This is a genomic window from Rhodanobacter sp. UC4448_H15 (assembly GCF_052978265.1).
The window spans coordinates 2,772,996-2,787,017 of record NZ_CM129665.1 but is presented as its reverse complement, the minus strand read 5'-3'; the positions used below and the strand labels follow the sequence as shown (position 1 = coordinate 2,787,017).

Below are 14,022 nucleotides of genomic sequence, written 5' to 3'. Positions count from 1 at the left end.
CCACGGGCAGATGAAAACCATATCACCAAGTGCTATGGTTGTAGCCATGAAACGGATTTTCAGAACACGGACGTTCAGCCGTTGGATGGGCAAGACGGGTCTGGCCGGTCCTGATCTGTTCCAGTCGGTGATCGAGATGGAGGCAGGACTGATCGATGCCGACCTCGGCGGACAGTTGGTCAAGAAACGGATTGCCTTGCCCGGCCGTGGAAAGCGCGGAGGCGCACGAACCATCGTCGCCACCAATCGAGGCGACCGCTGGTACTTCATCTTTGGTTTCGGCAAGAACGAACGAGCCAATATCGACAAGCATGAGCTTCGCGCGCTGCAGGAGCTGGCGTCAGATCTTCTTGGTCAGGACGACAAAGCTCTTGCCGCCGCGCTGGAAGCCGACGAACTTGTGGAGGTAGACCATGACTAACAAAGTCCGCAAGAGCCGCATTCTTGCCGAAGTCCACGAGACGGCCACAGGCCTGCATCGGGCTGGTGTGATCAGCAAGCGCCGCATGCACGAGTACGAAGCGCTGAGCCATCTCGCCGTGCCGGACATTGACGCAAGCAAGATCAAGCTGATCCGCGAGAATTCGAAGGTCAGCCAGGCCGTCTTCGCTGCCGTGCTCAACACCAGCGTTTCCACCGTGCAGAAGTGGGAAATTGGCGAGAAGAAGCCCAGCGGTCCTTCGCTGAAGCTGCTGAACCTGATTGATCGCAAGGGGCTGGAGGCTGTTTTGTAGGACGCGAACGGGCTCGACGCAGCCGAGTATCACCGCGAGCGGGCTCATGCGCTGAAATTGCGGGCAACAAATTCCGTGCGAGCGTCACCGCGAATTTTAGGTGAGCCAAAGGGATGTCGCCTTGCGCGCGAAGAGCTCTCGGTGATGTGCGAGGAACGAAGCTTGCTCTGACCGGAATGGGTCAACGCGCCTGTGCGGATCAATTGACCAGCGATCGAGCACGTCGCGCGATAGCGAGGGATGGACGTGCATGCGGCCGTCGTCTTCAAATGTGATGAACTGTTCGTCGAACAGGGCGTCGACGTGCGGCGAGAGCAGCAGTCCGTTGTAGCCGCTGAGGCGCTCCGCGTTGGAGGCTTCGCGCCAGGGTTTGATGTGGCTTGCGATAAGCACGCGGGTGTCGGTGACGCCGGTGACGCGGCAAGCACCGTCCAGCAGGATTACCTGTTTGCGAAAGTAACCTTGGCCGACCCGGGCTTTGGCCAGTTGCCGGCGCTGGGTTTCGGGGACCGAGGCGTCTGTTTCGATGCGGTGGATATCGTCGAGCACCTGGGCGTTGGGTTCATGCTCGATCAGATACGGGACCTCCTGATCCAGATCGCGTACTTGTTGCATATCGAGCGAGGCCATCAGCACGTGGCCGAGCGCATCGGAGATTCCAGCCAGATAGCATCCCTGATTGCCGTGGCCATTCTTTTGCAATGGCGAATGACGTGGTGGAAGCATCGGGGCGATGGCCTGGATATGCTCCGCGGGTCGCAGTGGGCGGTGTGCTTCCCTGAAATCGACCTCGACAAGCCAGCCTTCGCGGGACCAGTAATCACCGACATTGCCGAACTCGATGGGCTTGGGGCTAGGCGAGGCGGGAACGGTGACACGGCCGACAGAACCGATGCGACCGTGGGCATACGAGAAGACGATATCGCCCGGCCGCACGAGCTTCATGTTCTCGTAGGTCTGGTTGTACGCGCCGTTGGCGTTTCGATAGGGCGACCACAGATAGCCACCACGAACCTCGTGGTCGCGAGTCTGTTTGTGGTTGACCCACCAATACGCCATGCCGCGCCCCCTCGGGCCAGGTTAGCCCAGGCGATCCGCGCAGGGAACCTCACCGAGGCAGGGGCGCAGCCTTGCTGATACCTTGGGCGTGAATCCGTTGAGCGAAACGGAGGACACCGTGGCGGTACCGGTTGCGGCGAGCAGCACCATGGCGGCGAACAAGGTGGGCTGAAGGGAGCTCATGATGGCCTCCCGGACGACTCCTGGCGATGGCCGGGGCGCGCGCCGGCGTGTCGTTTTCCAGCGCCGTCACTGTCCTCTGCGCCAGGCGCTCCGTCAACCTGTCCCGCGCCCGAGCCGCCTCAGTCGCGCGGGAGCTCGCGCACCTCGACGGTGCCGCCCGCCTCGATCACGGGATTTCCCTCGAGCAGGGCACAGGCATCCTCGATGGAATCCGCGCTGACCCGGATGTAGCCCGCGAGTGGCATCGAGATCGGCGCGACGCCGGAGCGGGAGACGCACACGCCGCCGCCGACCGAGCTGCCCCCGCCGAACCGGCCGGTGCGACGAAGTCGGGCTAGGTAGGAACCCCAGTCGCCGGGGTTTCTGTCGGAGCCGGGAGGCAGCGGGTGCATCAGGAAGAGATAGTCGTGCATGGCATCGCTCATGTGGTGGGGCTGGAGCAAAGGTTCCAGCAAGCGGCTCAGTCGTGTCGGTGGCCACTTTCGCCGGGCTGGCCGAGGTCGATCAGGGCGGCGAGCGTCCTGCGGGTGGTGCCGACCGCGCGGGCACCGACACGCGCAAGCAGTTCGGCGTCGACCTGCTCGCGCGCTTTCGCCTGCACCTCCGCGGCGGCGCGGCCTCGTCGAGTCAGGGTCACGACCAGCTTGCGGCGATCGTTTTCGTCGGCGGCACGCTGCAGGTAGCCACCCGCCACCAGTGCGTCGACGAGCTGGCTGGCGGCCTGCTTGGACACGCGCAACTCCCGGACCAGTTCCCCCAGCGGCACGCCGCGCTCGTGGAGTGCCATGCCGCCAATCAGGTACAGGCCGTTCTTCGGAATATCGTGATAGCCGGCGTTGCCCAGTGCCCGGCGCATGGCCGTGCCGTAAATGGTTCGCGCGTGGCGGAGCAGGGCCGGCGTCACGACTTGCTCGTGCCAGTGAGGTGTGCGGGACATGGCAACTCATTAGTCCGTGTACTTGACAGTCAACATACATGACAAATTGGTCGCGGCAAGCCATTCCCCGGCGGCGGCGCTGGGCGTACATTCCGCCCGGCGCGGTCGAGTGGAACCGTGCATCACGCAAACCGGGGGCAGTCATGCATCGTTCGTCGAATCTTCGTGGCATGAGTACAGTGCGGGCGTTCGCCCTGGTTGTGGTCTGCGCCGCGTTCGGGGCCGCGTCGCCGGCCCGGGCCGCCATGCCGGTGTTGTCGTCTCCGGCGCAGGTTTATGTCGTGCACGCCCAGCCACTGCTGGCGATCATCCACGTGCGGGTGATCGACGGCCACGGCACGCCCGCCCGGGAGAACCAGACGGTGTTGCTGCGCGACGGGCGCATCGCGGCGGTCGGGCGCCACGTGACCTTGCCCGAGGGCGCGACGGTCATCGACGGCGGCGGGCAGACGCTGATTCCCGGCCTGGTCGGCATGCACGACCACATGTTCTATCCCGCGCCCAAGGTGAATCCCGCGGCAAAGGAGGCGATCTATCCGGAGCAGGCGTCGAGTTTTCCCAAGCTGTACCTCGCCGGCGGCGTCACCACCATCCGCACCACCGGCAGCACCGAGCCCTACACCGACCTGGCGCTGAAGAAGGCGATCGACGCGGGCCGTATTCCGGGGCCGAAGATGCACACCACCGGGCCGTATCTGGAAGGCAAGGGCAGCTTCACGCCGCAGATGCACGAGCTGGCAGATGCCGCCGACGCGCGCGATACGGTGAACTACTGGATGGACGAGGGTGCGACGTCGTTCAAGGCGTACATGCACATCACCCGCGCCGAGTTGTCGGCGGCGATCGCGGCGGCGCATGCGCGCGGCATCAAGGTGACCGGCCACCTGTGTTCGATCGGCTTCACCGAAGCGGCGGATCTCGGCATCGACGATCTCGAGCACGGCTTGTTTGTGGACACCGAGTTCAGCCCCGGCAAGCAGCCGGATGTGTGTCCGGACACCAAGGCCGCGGTGGCGCACCTGGCGACGCTGAAGGTCGACGGCTCGGAAATCCGGGCGCTGATCAAGCATCTGGTGGCGAAGCGCGTTGCGGTGACCTCCACGCTGCCGGTGTTCGAGACTTTCGTGCCCGGCCGCGCGCCGCAGGGTGCGCGGGTGCTGGACGCGATGTTGCCGCAGGCCCGCGTCGAATACCTGAAGGCGCGCGAGCGCGTCGCGGCGATGAAGGATTCCCCGTGGCCGCAGGCGTTCAAGTTGGAGATGGCTTTCGAACGCGCCTTCGTCGAGGCCGGTGGCACCCTGCTCGCCGGCCTCGATCCCACCGGCTACGGTGGCGTGATCGCGGGCTATGGCGACCAGCGTGAGGTGGAGCTGCTGGTGGAGGCGGGCCTCACGCCGGTGCAGGCCATCCGGATCGCCACCTTGAACGGCGCGCGTTTCATGGGCGTGGAAAAGGAGATCGGCTCGATCGACGTGGGCAAGGCGGCTGACCTGGTGCTGGTCAGGGGCAACCCGGCGGAGCGCATCAAGGACATCGAGAACGTCACCCTCGTGTTCAAGGATGGCGTGGGTTACGACCCGGCGAAGCTGGTCAAGGCTGCCGAGGGCACGGTGGGTCTGCGTTGAAGGAATGGCCCCATGCATGGCCATGGATGGCGGTGCACGGGAATGACGACGTGCAGCGGGTACCATTCGACACCACACCCGCTGCAGGATCGCTCGTGATGAAAAGGCTGCTCCCCTGGTTGTGCCTGGTGTTGCTGATCGCCCCGTTGCACGCGGCCGATGTGGCGGCGCCGGCTGCCCGCACCATCGTGCTGGTGCGCCACGGCTATTACCTGCCCGATGCGAAAGCCGATCCGAAGCTGGGGCCGCAGCTGGCGCCGCTCGGGGTGGCGCAGGCGCATCTGGCGGGTGCGCGGCTGGCCGGGTTGCCGACGCGTTTCGATGCGATGTATGTCAGCCCGGTGCAGCGGGCGCGCGATACGGCGGCGTTGATCGGCGAGGACTTCCCGGCGCGTCGCTTCGAGGTGGTCGACGATCTGGCCGAGTGCACGCCGCCGACGCGCCGGGCCGCGATCATGGCGAAGGAAAAGCCGGCCGATCTGGCCGCCTGCAAGGCGCAGTTCGATCGCCTGTTCGCGCGCTATTTCAAGCCCGCATCCGGTCATGAGCAGACCGACCTGATGGTCTGCCACGGCAACGTGATCCGCAACATGGTGGTGCGCGCGATGGGCGTCGATCCGCAGGCGTGGCTGGAGATGTCGGTGGGCAATGCCAGCATCACCCGCATCCGGGTGGAGGCCGACGGCACGTTCAAGGTGATCTCGGTGGGCGATGTCGGGCACATCCCGCCGGGCCTGCGCACGGGCGCCAGCGGCGACCCCGAGCGCAGCCTCGCGATTCCGTCGTTGCCGCAGTGATGCGCGGGCAGGGACTGAACTCGCCGGTGCCGCGCACCGGCAATGACCACAGAGGGTGACGGGCGTGGCGGCACAGACTTCATTTCCCGGCTTTGCACCCGCGGCGGCGACCGACCGGCTGTTCCTTGCGGTGTTCCCCGATCAGGCAACCGTGGCGCGGTTGAGCGCGCTTGCCGCCGAACAATGCACCCGCCACGGGTTGCGCGGCAGGCCGCTGCTGCCGGAGCGTTTCCACATCACCCTGCTGCATCTGGGCGACTGGGCCGGGCTGCCACCGGATGTGGCGCAGGCCACGATGAAGGCGGCAGCGCGGGTGCTGGAAGCGCCTTTCGAAGTGGTGTTCGACCGCGTGGCCAGTTTCGACGGCCGGCGCGACAAGCTGCCGTTCGTGCTGCGCGCCGATGGCGGCAATGCGCCGTTGCGCGCCTTCCAGGCGCAACTTGCCGCGCTGTTGCGCGAGGCGGGCGTGGTGCCGGTCGGGGCCGGTTTCGAGCCGCATGTCACCCTGGCATATGACGCGCGCAAGGTGGCCGCCGAGCCGGTGGCGCCGATCGGCTGGCGCGTCGACGAATTCGTGCTGGTGCACAGCCTGCTGGGCAGGACGCGGCATATCCGGCTCGGCTGCTGGCCGCTGGACTGCGCGCGGGCGGCGCCTGCGGGCGCGTAGCGCGGGAGTGCACGCGGGGCCCGGTTTTCTGTATGTTGTCGCTTTCCTCATTGCAAAGGCTCGACGCATGACCGCATTGCCGGGACAACCCGACCATCTGCGCCGCAGCCTTTCCAACCGACATCTGCAACTGATCGCCATCGGCGGCGCGATCGGTACCGGCCTGTTCATGGGTTCGGGCAAGACGATCAGCCTGGCCGGGCCGTCGATCCTGCTGGTCTACCTGATCATCGGCGTGATGCTGTTCTTCGTGATGCGGGCGATGGGCGAGCTGCTGCTGTCGAACCTCGAGTACAAGTCGTTCATCGATTTCTCCACCGACCTGCTCGGGCCGTGGGCCGGTTTCTTCTGCGGCTGGACCTACTGGTTCTGCTGGATCATCACCGCGATCGCCGACGTCATCGCCATCGCGGCATACACGCAGTTCTGGTTCCCGGGGCTGGCGCCGTGGATTCCGGCCGTGCTGTGCGTGCTGCTGCTGCTCAGCCTCAACCTGGTCACGGTGAAACTGTTCGGCGAGATGGAGTTCTGGTTCGCGCTGATCAAGATCGTGGCGATCTGCGCGCTGATCGTCACCGGCTTTGCGCTGGTCGCCTGGGGCTTCACCTCGCCCACCGGGCACCAGGCCTCGGTGGCCAACCTGTGGAACGACGACGGCTTCTTTCCGAAGGGGATGAGCGGTTTCTTCGCCGGTTTCCAGATTGCGGTGTTCGCCTTCGTCGGCATCGAGCTGGTCGGCACCACCGCCGCGGAAACCGCCAACCCGCAGCGCAACCTGCCCAAGGCGATCAACTCGATCCCGATCCGCATCATCATCTTCTACGTGCTGGCGCTGGTCGCGATCATGATGGTCACGCCGTGGCGCCTGGTGGAGCCGAGCAAGAGCCCGTTCGTGGAGTTGTTCGTGCTGGCCGGCATCCCGGCCGCGGCCAGCCTGATCAATTTCGTGGTGCTGACTTCGGCCACCTCGTCGGCCAACAGCGGCATCTTCTCCACCAGCCGCATGCTGTACGGCCTGGCCGAAGAAAAACATGCGCCGAAGACGTTCGGTCGGCTGTCGCGCGCTGCGGTGCCATCGCTGGGCCTGTTGTTCTCCTGCTTCTGCCTGCTGCTGGGTGCGGCGCTGATCTACCTGATTCCTGACCTCGTCACCGCCTTCACCCTGGTCACCACGGTGTCGGCGGTGCTGTTCATGTTCGTGTGGTCGCTGATCCTGTTTGCCTACATGGCCTATCGGCGCAAGCGCCCGCAATTGCACGAGGCGTCGATCTACAAGATGCCCGGCGGCGTGTTCATGTGCTGGGTGTGCCTGGCGTTCTTCGTGTTCGTGCTGGTACTGCTGAGCCTGCAGCCGGATACGCGCGAGGCGCTGATTGCGAGTCCGGTGTGGTTCGTGCTGCTGGGGATCGGTTACGCGTGGAAGGGGCGCCGGGCGCGCCGCGCATGAGCCGAATGTCTGTTGTCCCGCTGCGGGCAATCCGGCGGGATGCGGCTCTCAGTCGCGGTCGGGTGCGCCGAGCGGAAAGTACGAGCGGTAGGGCCGCGCCTCGTCCACCGCCCGGGCGAACGAAGGGCGCGCGAGCAGGCGTTGCCGATAGGCCAGCACGTTGGCGAAGTCCGCCGGAATGGGATGGGTCCAGTCGGCGTAGAACAGCGCGGGCGCGGCAGAACAGTCGGCGAGGCTGAAATCGCCGCCGGTGGCCCAGTGGCGGCCGGCGAGTTTCCGGTCCAGCCAGGCGTAGGCGGTATCCAGCCTCGCGCGTGCCTCGTTCACGCCGCTGGGGTCGCGGTCGGCGGCGGGGCGCAGGCTGTCGAACACGATCTTCTGCACGGGGGTTTGCACGTAGAGGTCGAAGCAGCGGTCCATCGCGCGCGCCTCCAGTGCGGTGTCGACGTCGAAGGGAATCAGCGGTGCGGCGCCGGGGTAATGCCGGTCGAGGTACTCGATGATGATGCTCGATTCGATCACCGTGCGTTCGCCGTCGCGCAGCAGGGGCATGCGCCGGATCGGCCACAGCGCGGTGAACTCGGCGTCGGTGGCCGCGTCATCCGGCGTGAGTACGCGCCATTCGAACGCGATGTCGTTCTCGTACAGCGCGATCAGCACCTTCTGGCAGTAGGAGGAGAAGGGGTGGGCGTAGAGCTTGAGGGTCATCGTGGGACACCTGATAGGGGAGGGTACGCGAAGGCGACGAACGAAGGCGCGCGGAATCGACAGGTGAAGCTCGACGCTCCTAGTATCGGCACACGACGGAATTGCGCGAGGTGACGGTCATGAAACGCCTGCTGCTCGGTTTGCTCGGCCTGGTGCTGCTGGTGTTGATCGTGGCGGGCGGCGCCTTGCTGCTGGTCGACGCCAACCACTTCCGTCCGCAGATCCAGGCCAGCCTGGGGCAGGCGCTCGGCCGCGAGGTGACGCTGGGCCAGTTGCACGTTTCGATCTGGTCCGGCTCGCTGGATGCCGACGAGATCCGCATCGGCGATGATCCGGCGTTCGGCGACAAGCCGTTCGTCAGCGCGAAATTGTTGCAGCTTGGCGTGAAGCTGTGGCCGTTGCTGCTGCACAGGCAGGTGCAGATCACCTCGCTGACGCTGGACCAGCCGGTGGTGCGCCTGCTGCAGAATCGTGCCGGCCAGTGGAACTTCTCCCATTTCGGTGCCGGCACGGCGACGACACCCGCCGCCAGTGCCTCGTCCGCTCCACCGCCCGCGTTCAGTGTCGACCGGTTGCGGATCGCGGATGGTCGCATCGACCTGCAGCGCGCGGCCGGCGATGCGCGCAGCTATCGGAAAGTGGATTTGCGCGCCGACCATGTGGGCCTCGGTGCGGCGTTTCCGTTTTCGATGAGCGCCGACATCGCCGGCGGCGGCAGCCTGAAACTGGATGGCACGCTCGGCCCATGGGACGCGAAGGACGCACTGCTGACGCCGGTCGAGGCGCATCTGGTGATGCAGGGGCTGGACCTGGTCGGCGCCGGCCTGATGAGCAGCGCCGACGGCGTCGGCGGCGTGCTTGATATCGACTCGCGGATCAGCTCGGCGAAGGGCGTACTGACGTCGAAGGGCGGCATCGACGCGCGCCGGCTCAAGCTGGTGGCGTCCGGTTCGCCGTCGCCGCAGCCGCTGCGCATCGACTACCAGGCCAGCTACCGATTGCTCGACGGCACCGGCCGCATCGAACAAGGCACGCTGGGCAGCGGCGGCGCGAAGCTCGCCGTCGACGGCAGCTTCGACAACCGTGGCAAGGTGATCGGGCTGGATCTTCACCTGCGCGGCAAGGCGTTGCCGGTCGACGACCTGCAACCGCTGCTGCCCGTGTTCGGCGTGGTGCTGCCGAAAGACTCGCGCCTCAGCGGCGGCAGCGTGGGCGTGGACCTGCGCGCGCGCGGCCCGCTCGACGCGCTGGTGATCAGCGGCCCGGTAACCCTCGACGACTCGCGCCTGGCCGGCTACAGCCTGGGCTCGAAACTCGGCGGGGTGCTGTCGCTGGCGGGCATCAAGGCACCGCGGGACACGGTGATCCGGCACGCCGCCGCGACGCTTAAGATCGCACCCTCCGGCATCCACGCCGAGCCGGCCAGCGCAGAGATCGCCGAGCTGGGCAGCTTCACCGGCAAGGGCGGCATGGCTGCCGACGGCCGGCTCGATTTCAACATGCTGGTCAAGCTCGATCAGGCGATGGCCGGCGGTGACCAGGCATCCGCCGGCCTGCTGCGCAATTCGAAGGCCGGGCGCCTGCTCGGCGGCGTGCTCGGCAGCGCGTCCGAACATGGCGTCGGCGTGCACGTCGGCGGCACCGCGAGCGCGCCCAGCTTCAAGCTCGATCCTTCGGCCGTCGCCGGCTTGCTGGGCGGTGACGCCAGCCGCAACAGCCCGGCAGCCGAGACCCGGCCGGCGAGCAAATCCGGCAAGCAGGATGCCCTGAACAGCCTGCTGCAGGGCGTGCTGGATTCGCGCAAGAAGCAATGAGGACGAGGGCAACGGGCAGGGAATCCGGAGCCAGGCCCCAAAAGGGGAAGCGGCGAGTACGGAAACCCTGATCTGATCAGCCCGGCATGGATGCTGTCTATCCAGCCACGTCGGTGTGGTTTCGGGGAGGCGCTGTGCGTGATCCCGGGCGACCGATACCCGGCATGGGGCGCGTCGAACCCGAAGCTCCCGCGTCGCCGCCGAGCCTGTCGCGCCGAGGCCTGCGGCAATTTGCTGCAGACCGGCGTCGCGCGCGGGACGTGGCGCGGATCGTTCGCCGTGACGGGACTTGACTGGAGTCAAGGCGTCACCGCGCAGTGCGGGCCAGCATCGGTCCCGACAGCACCGCACACATGCCGGTGAAGCGAGGTATCCCATGGAATTCCACATTGCGCTGACCGGCGGGTCGCCCGAGCCGGTGGTGGTGCAGGACGCCTTGTTCAACGTCGACCCGACCGCCGTGGTCGACCTGGACATGAGCGGCCTGGTGATGCGCGTGTCCGCGGCGGCGTCCGCGACGGACCTGATCGAAGTGTTGCGCCAGCTCGGCTGGGCGGTGACGCCGGCACAGGTAGTGCAACTGCCGTCGATCTGCTGCGGCGGTTGCGGCGGCTGACGTCGATGGCGTGCGGATCAGCCGGCCTGTGCTTTGCCCGCTCGCTGCAAGGCAGCGGCCTGCGCATCGCGCTGGTCGAGAAACAGCAGGAGGCGGCGCTGGGGGCGCCGGCCGATGACTGGCGCGAGATCGCGATAACCCGTCACTCGCTGCGCCGGTTGCGTGCGCCGCAGCGGGCCTGATGGAGCCGCGGTGCCCGCTCACTGCCGGTCGAAACGCCCCCACACCAGCTTGATGGCCACGCCGGCCAGCACGAGGCCGCCGATCACCAGCATGGCCATGCCCGAGCGCTGCTGGTCGTCGAGCAGGTAGTTGTTGCACAGGCGCACCGGCGAAACCAGGTACAACCAGCCCAGCCGGAAGAACGTGGCGATCAGTTCGAGCAGGAACACGCCACGCACCACGAAGCCCATGCGCGGCCAGCCCAGGCCCAGCGGCAGCCCGATCAGCAAGGGCACGCTGGTGAACTTCGCGAACGCCATCCATGGTTCGCTGACCGCCGCATCCAGCGAGCGCGGCAGCATCCAGAACATGCCGGCCAGGGTGGCCAGCACCAGGCTGGTGATGCCGTGGCGGTTCCAGCGCGCGATGCCTGCGGCGATTCGCGGCGGCAACGCGCCGCCCAGCAGGCAACCGGTGCCGATCAACAGCGGTATCTGCACCAGCATCTGCAAGCTCATGCGGCCTTCCAGCCACGCCCGTGCCGGTGGCAGCAGCAGGGCTGCGAACAGCACGGCGGCCGTACTCGGAGCCAGGCGTGGCCAGTGGGCGATCATCGTTCGATGTCGTCGCGCACGGTTTGTGCCACGGTCTGCGTGTTGCCGGTGTCGAGTATTCGCACCAGCCGCCCTTGCGGGTCGACTACGTGGATCGCGGCGTTGTGCACGTAGCCGCCCATCCTGTCCGGCACCACGGTGACGCCGAACGTGCGCAGCAGCTGGCGCGAGCCTTCATCGCTCATCGGCCGGGCGGCGATCCAGCCGTGGCCGCGGCTGCGAAAGCGCTCCTGGTAGGCGGACAGTTCCGCAGGGGTGTCGTGCGCCGGATCGAAGCTGATGCTGAGCAGAACCAGCTTGTCTTCGGCCAGCGGTGCAGCCAGTTGATCCTGCAGTTGCGCAAACTCTCCGCCCAGCGCCAGGCACCAGCTCTGGCAGCGGGTGTAGACGAAGTCGACCAGTACCCAGCGACCGCGCAGGTCGGCCAGGTTGAGCCGCGCGCCGGACTGGGTTTCCAGCAGCACCGCCGGTACCAGCGGCGGGTCGCGCCGCACCGCGAGGCGGCGCGCAGTTTCGCTGGTGAACGCCTGGAAGCCGTCGGTGGCGACCGTCAGCGCGGCGCCACCGAGCACGAGCAGCAGTCCGCTAGCCAGCAGGGTGCGAAGGATCGGCATCGGCCGGTGCCTTGAGCAGGCCGACGATGATGCGCACCGCGAACACCAGCATGCCCAGGATCAACACCATCGCCGCGACCGAGCCGACGCGGTCGGTCGGCACCCATTCCGGCAGGTGCACGGCGAAGCGCCGCGCCACGCTGACGTGGCCGGCGTACAGGAACGCCATGCAGAAGCTGATGCCGCCGACGACGTACAGGAACAGTCCGGTACGATCCGCGCCGCTGTTGACCGGCGCGCGCCGGCGGCTGCCGACCACGTGGTAGAGCAGGGTGAGGATCATCGGCAACACGCCCAGCAGCAGGTAGAAGTGGAAGTGTCCCGGCACCCACTGCGTGTTGTGCATCACCCGGTTGACGCTGATGGTGCCGTCGATGATCGCCGGCACGATGCCCGCGGCCCAGCCGAACAGCGCCAGCACGGCCAGCATCGAGGGCATCTTCCAGCGCAGCCCGGAGCGGTGGATGTTGGTCAGCACGCCGTACGCGGTCACCAGGAACACCGGGAAACCGGCGGCGTAGGAAATGATCTGGCCCATCACCAGCATCCAGCGCGGCTCGGCGTAATCCATCAGCAGGTGGTGCGGGAACACGATGATCACGAACACCGTGCTCACCGCCCACGACCACAGGAACGGCCGCGAGATCCCGTAGGGTTTGCCGGTGTAGCGCGGCAGCAGTTCGTAGACCGCGATCACGCCCATGTAGATGGTGGCGTTGATAATCATGTGGCCGAACCAGTAGATCAGGTTCTTCACCACCAGCGCGTTGAGCGCGATCTCGGGGTCGTAGAGGTTGATCAGGCACATCACCAGCACCACCGCGCCGGCCAGGATGCCGAGCGAGTTGGCGATGATCACCATGGTGCCGGCCACGACGGCCTTGGGATGGGTCGGGTCGATCGTGCCGCCGAACAGCCATTGCAGGCCCAGTCCGCGACCCAGGTTGCCGTAGCGGCGAATGATCGCCGCGGCGGCGTCAAGGTAGAACAGCAGCATGCCCACGCCGATCAGCAGGTAGCCGATCATGAAGGCGGCGGCTGCGCCGCTGCTCCACAGGCCCATCGAGTGCACCGGCAGCGGGTAGAGGAAGGTCCATGCGCTGGCGAAGTTGCCGATGAACACCGCCCAGATGATGCACAGCGCGCCCAGCATGAACAGCACGTAGTTGCTCACGAACGCCCACAGGTGCAACGACACGTATTTGCGCAGGAAGAACCACATGACGGCGGTGCTGGCCAGGCTCATGGTGCCGACCATGCCGGCCCCGTGCATCGTCATGATCTTGTAGAACATGCCGGCCAGGACCGGTGTCCACTCGGCCTGGGTCATGCGCATGGTCAGGCCGAGCAGCATCATCAGCACGAACAGCAGCAGGGCGGTGATCATGTAGAGGTTGAACATCACGCGTTCGCCGCGTGGCAGCCTCTCGTCCAGCGGATAAAGTTCGAGCGAGCTCATGGCTTGTCCCCCGCGGCAGCAACCTCGAGTTCGGTCGTCATTCCGGTGTGTGCGACGCCGCAGTATTCCAGGCACATGATCCGGTAGGTGCCCGGGGTGTCGAACGTGTAGAGGATCTTGTTGGTGAATCCGGGCATCGCCTGGGTCTGGGTGACGATGCGGCCGTCAGGTGCGTAGATCGCGAAGCCGTGGTTGACGTCGCTGGCGGTCACCCGGAACTCAACCGGTTCACCCACCTTCAAGTGCGTCTGGCTGACGTCCCAGGTCCATTGGTGGCCGATCACGTCGACCACCTGCGTTGCCTGCAGTGGTGCGTGCTGCGGCGGGATGGGAAAGGGCCGCAGGCTGGCCCAGGCGATCCCGATGCCAAGCAGCAGCAGCGCCAGGAACAGTCCGCGGCGCAAGGTGATGGAACGTCGGTTGACGCGTGCGGCCTCGGCGGCTTCGGCCGGCCTGCCGGCCTGGGTGATGGCATAGACGAAGCCCAGTGCCACCAGCCCCATCCCCGTCAGCGTGATGGCCCAGATCACGTTCTGGAAGATCATGGTCGTTCTCTCCCCGGAAAGCGCCACGTCCAAGCCCGTCT

The 14,022-nt window shown here is 66.5% G+C and carries 18 protein-coding genes; 9 read left to right on the top strand and 9 right to left on the bottom strand.

The features are described from left to right. Positions 1-46 precede the first annotated feature (46 nt). Positions 47-421: a type II toxin-antitoxin system RelE/ParE family toxin gene (locus tag ACVCMI_RS12840; RefSeq protein WP_447098562.1), complete on the top strand. Its 375-nt coding sequence runs from the start codon at positions 47-49 to the stop codon at positions 419-421. Further along, a complete protein-coding gene (locus tag ACVCMI_RS12835; protein WP_447098563.1) occupies positions 414-734 on the top strand; it encodes a helix-turn-helix domain-containing protein in 321 nt (106 codons plus the stop codon). Before ACVCMI_RS12840 ends, ACVCMI_RS12835 begins: the two co-directional genes overlap by 8 nt. 96 nt (positions 735-830) lie before the next feature. On the opposite strand, the gene ACVCMI_RS12830 is transcribed toward ACVCMI_RS12835, so the two are convergent. The 4 genes from ACVCMI_RS12830 to ACVCMI_RS12815 all read right to left on the bottom strand — a co-directional run bounded on the left by ACVCMI_RS12830 (position 831) and on the right by ACVCMI_RS12815 (position 2,913). Then, on the bottom strand, positions 831-1,793 hold the full coding sequence (locus ACVCMI_RS12830) for an HNH endonuclease (RefSeq protein WP_447098564.1): 963 nt from the start codon (positions 1,791-1,793) through the stop codon (positions 831-833). Positions 1,794-1,814: 21 nt separating this feature from the next. Then, complete coding sequence (locus ACVCMI_RS12825) at positions 1,815-1,976, bottom strand: hypothetical protein (protein ID WP_447098565.1); 162 nt, start codon at positions 1,974-1,976, stop codon at positions 1,815-1,817. A 119-nt stretch (positions 1,977-2,095) separates the two neighbouring features. Next, positions 2,096-2,389, bottom strand: coding sequence for a hypothetical protein (locus tag ACVCMI_RS12820; protein WP_447098566.1), 294 nt, complete (start codon positions 2,387-2,389; stop codon positions 2,096-2,098). A 47-nt stretch (positions 2,390-2,436) separates the two neighbouring features. Continuing rightward, positions 2,437-2,913: a MarR family winged helix-turn-helix transcriptional regulator gene (locus tag ACVCMI_RS12815; RefSeq protein WP_447098567.1), complete on the bottom strand. Its 477-nt coding sequence runs from the start codon at positions 2,911-2,913 to the stop codon at positions 2,437-2,439. A gap of 170 nt (positions 2,914-3,083) precedes the next feature. Here ACVCMI_RS12815 and ACVCMI_RS12810 point away from each other — a divergent pair, with 170 nt between their 5' ends. The 4 genes from ACVCMI_RS12810 (at position 3,084) to cycA (ending at position 7,449) form a co-directional block, all read left to right on the top strand. Beyond that, on the top strand, positions 3,084-4,538 hold the full coding sequence (locus tag ACVCMI_RS12810) for an amidohydrolase family protein (protein ID WP_447098568.1): 1,455 nt from the start codon (positions 3,084-3,086) through the stop codon (positions 4,536-4,538). Positions 4,539-4,636: 98 nt separating this feature from the next. After that, positions 4,637-5,335, top strand: coding sequence for a histidine phosphatase family protein (locus ACVCMI_RS12805; RefSeq protein WP_447098569.1), 699 nt, complete (start codon positions 4,637-4,639; stop codon positions 5,333-5,335). Between the two features lie 64 nt (positions 5,336-5,399). After that, complete coding sequence (locus tag ACVCMI_RS12800) at positions 5,400-6,002, top strand: 2'-5' RNA ligase family protein (protein WP_447098570.1); 603 nt, start codon at positions 5,400-5,402, stop codon at positions 6,000-6,002. Positions 6,003-6,069: 67 nt separating this feature from the next. Next, complete coding sequence (gene cycA / locus ACVCMI_RS12795; RefSeq protein WP_447098571.1) at positions 6,070-7,449, top strand: D-serine/D-alanine/glycine transporter; 1,380 nt, start codon at positions 6,070-6,072, stop codon at positions 7,447-7,449. A 48-nt stretch (positions 7,450-7,497) separates the two neighbouring features. Here the strand turns inward: cycA and ACVCMI_RS12790 are convergent, their stop codons facing one another. Further along, a complete protein-coding gene (locus ACVCMI_RS12790; protein ID WP_447098572.1) occupies positions 7,498-8,157 on the bottom strand; it encodes a glutathione S-transferase family protein in 660 nt (219 codons plus the stop codon). Positions 8,158-8,267: 110 nt separating this feature from the next. On the opposite strand from ACVCMI_RS12790, the gene ACVCMI_RS12785 reads away from it, so the two are divergent. From ACVCMI_RS12785 to ACVCMI_RS12775, 3 genes are all read left to right on the top strand, one after another. Further along, on the top strand, positions 8,268-9,971 hold the full coding sequence (locus ACVCMI_RS12785; RefSeq protein ID WP_447110608.1) for an AsmA family protein: 1,704 nt from the start codon (positions 8,268-8,270) through the stop codon (positions 9,969-9,971). 376 nt (positions 9,972-10,347) lie between these two features. Further along, positions 10,348-10,587, top strand: a complete 240-nt coding sequence (locus ACVCMI_RS12780; protein ID WP_395119321.1) for a hypothetical protein — start codon at positions 10,348-10,350, stop codon at positions 10,585-10,587. 5 nt (positions 10,588-10,592) lie between these two features. Beyond that, positions 10,593-10,769: a hypothetical protein gene (locus ACVCMI_RS12775; RefSeq protein WP_395119319.1), complete on the top strand. Its 177-nt coding sequence runs from the start codon at positions 10,593-10,595 to the stop codon at positions 10,767-10,769. A gap of 18 nt (positions 10,770-10,787) precedes the next feature. Here ACVCMI_RS12775 and ACVCMI_RS12770 read toward each other — a convergent pair whose 3' ends face one another. From ACVCMI_RS12770 to ACVCMI_RS12755, 4 genes are read right to left on the bottom strand one after another with little or no spacing between them, the layout of a single operon-like run. Then, positions 10,788-11,321, bottom strand: coding sequence for a hypothetical protein (locus ACVCMI_RS12770; RefSeq protein WP_447098574.1), 534 nt, complete (start codon positions 11,319-11,321; stop codon positions 10,788-10,790). A gap of 38 nt (positions 11,322-11,359) precedes the next feature. After that, complete coding sequence (locus ACVCMI_RS12765) at positions 11,360-11,977, bottom strand: SCO family protein (RefSeq protein ID WP_447098575.1); 618 nt, start codon at positions 11,975-11,977, stop codon at positions 11,360-11,362. Continuing rightward, complete coding sequence (locus ACVCMI_RS12760) at positions 11,949-13,436, bottom strand: cbb3-type cytochrome c oxidase subunit I (protein ID WP_395119313.1); 1,488 nt, start codon at positions 13,434-13,436, stop codon at positions 11,949-11,951. The genes ACVCMI_RS12765 and ACVCMI_RS12760 overlap by 29 nt, the downstream gene beginning before the upstream one ends. Continuing rightward, positions 13,433-13,981 carry a cytochrome oxidase gene (locus tag ACVCMI_RS12755; RefSeq protein WP_395119311.1) on the bottom strand — a complete coding sequence of 183 codons (549 nt, stop codon included), beginning with the start codon at positions 13,979-13,981 and terminating at the stop codon, positions 13,433-13,435. Before ACVCMI_RS12755 ends, ACVCMI_RS12760 begins: the two co-directional genes overlap by 4 nt. Positions 13,982-14,022 lie beyond the last annotated feature (41 nt).

Excerpts from the sequence above, each read along its gene's own strand:
- ACVCMI_RS12810 (WP_447098568.1), top strand. The coding sequence starts at position 3,084 with ATGAGTACAGTGCGGGCGTTCGCCCTGGTTGTGGTCTGCGCCGCGTTC.
- ACVCMI_RS12790 (WP_447098572.1), bottom strand. The coding sequence starts at position 8,157 with ATGACCCTCAAGCTCTACGCCCACCCCTTCTCCTCCTACTGCCAGAAG.
- ACVCMI_RS12840 (WP_447098562.1), top strand. The coding sequence starts at position 47 with ATGAAACGGATTTTCAGAACACGGACGTTCAGCCGTTGGATGGGCAAG.
- ACVCMI_RS12780 (WP_395119321.1), top strand. The coding sequence starts at position 10,348 with ATGGAATTCCACATTGCGCTGACCGGCGGGTCGCCCGAGCCGGTGGTG.
- ACVCMI_RS12815 (WP_447098567.1), bottom strand. The coding sequence starts at position 2,913 with ATGTCCCGCACACCTCACTGGCACGAGCAAGTCGTGACGCCGGCCCTG.
- ACVCMI_RS12760 (WP_395119313.1), bottom strand. The coding sequence starts at position 13,436 with ATGAGCTCGCTCGAACTTTATCCGCTGGACGAGAGGCTGCCACGCGGC.
- ACVCMI_RS12805 (WP_447098569.1), top strand. The coding sequence starts at position 4,637 with ATGAAAAGGCTGCTCCCCTGGTTGTGCCTGGTGTTGCTGATCGCCCCG.
- ACVCMI_RS12755 (WP_395119311.1), bottom strand. The coding sequence starts at position 13,981 with ATGATCTTCCAGAACGTGATCTGGGCCATCACGCTGACGGGGATGGGG.
- cycA (WP_447098571.1), top strand. The coding sequence starts at position 6,070 with ATGACCGCATTGCCGGGACAACCCGACCATCTGCGCCGCAGCCTTTCC.
- ACVCMI_RS12825 (WP_447098565.1), bottom strand. The coding sequence starts at position 1,976 with ATGAGCTCCCTTCAGCCCACCTTGTTCGCCGCCATGGTGCTGCTCGCC.
- ACVCMI_RS12835 (WP_447098563.1), top strand. The coding sequence starts at position 414 with ATGACTAACAAAGTCCGCAAGAGCCGCATTCTTGCCGAAGTCCACGAG.
- ACVCMI_RS12830 (WP_447098564.1), bottom strand. The coding sequence starts at position 1,793 with ATGGCGTATTGGTGGGTCAACCACAAACAGACTCGCGACCACGAGGTT.
- ACVCMI_RS12775 (WP_395119319.1), top strand. The coding sequence starts at position 10,593 with ATGGCGTGCGGATCAGCCGGCCTGTGCTTTGCCCGCTCGCTGCAAGGC.
- ACVCMI_RS12765 (WP_447098575.1), bottom strand. The coding sequence starts at position 11,977 with ATGCCGATCCTTCGCACCCTGCTGGCTAGCGGACTGCTGCTCGTGCTC.
- ACVCMI_RS12820 (WP_447098566.1), bottom strand. The coding sequence starts at position 2,389 with ATGCACGACTATCTCTTCCTGATGCACCCGCTGCCTCCCGGCTCCGAC.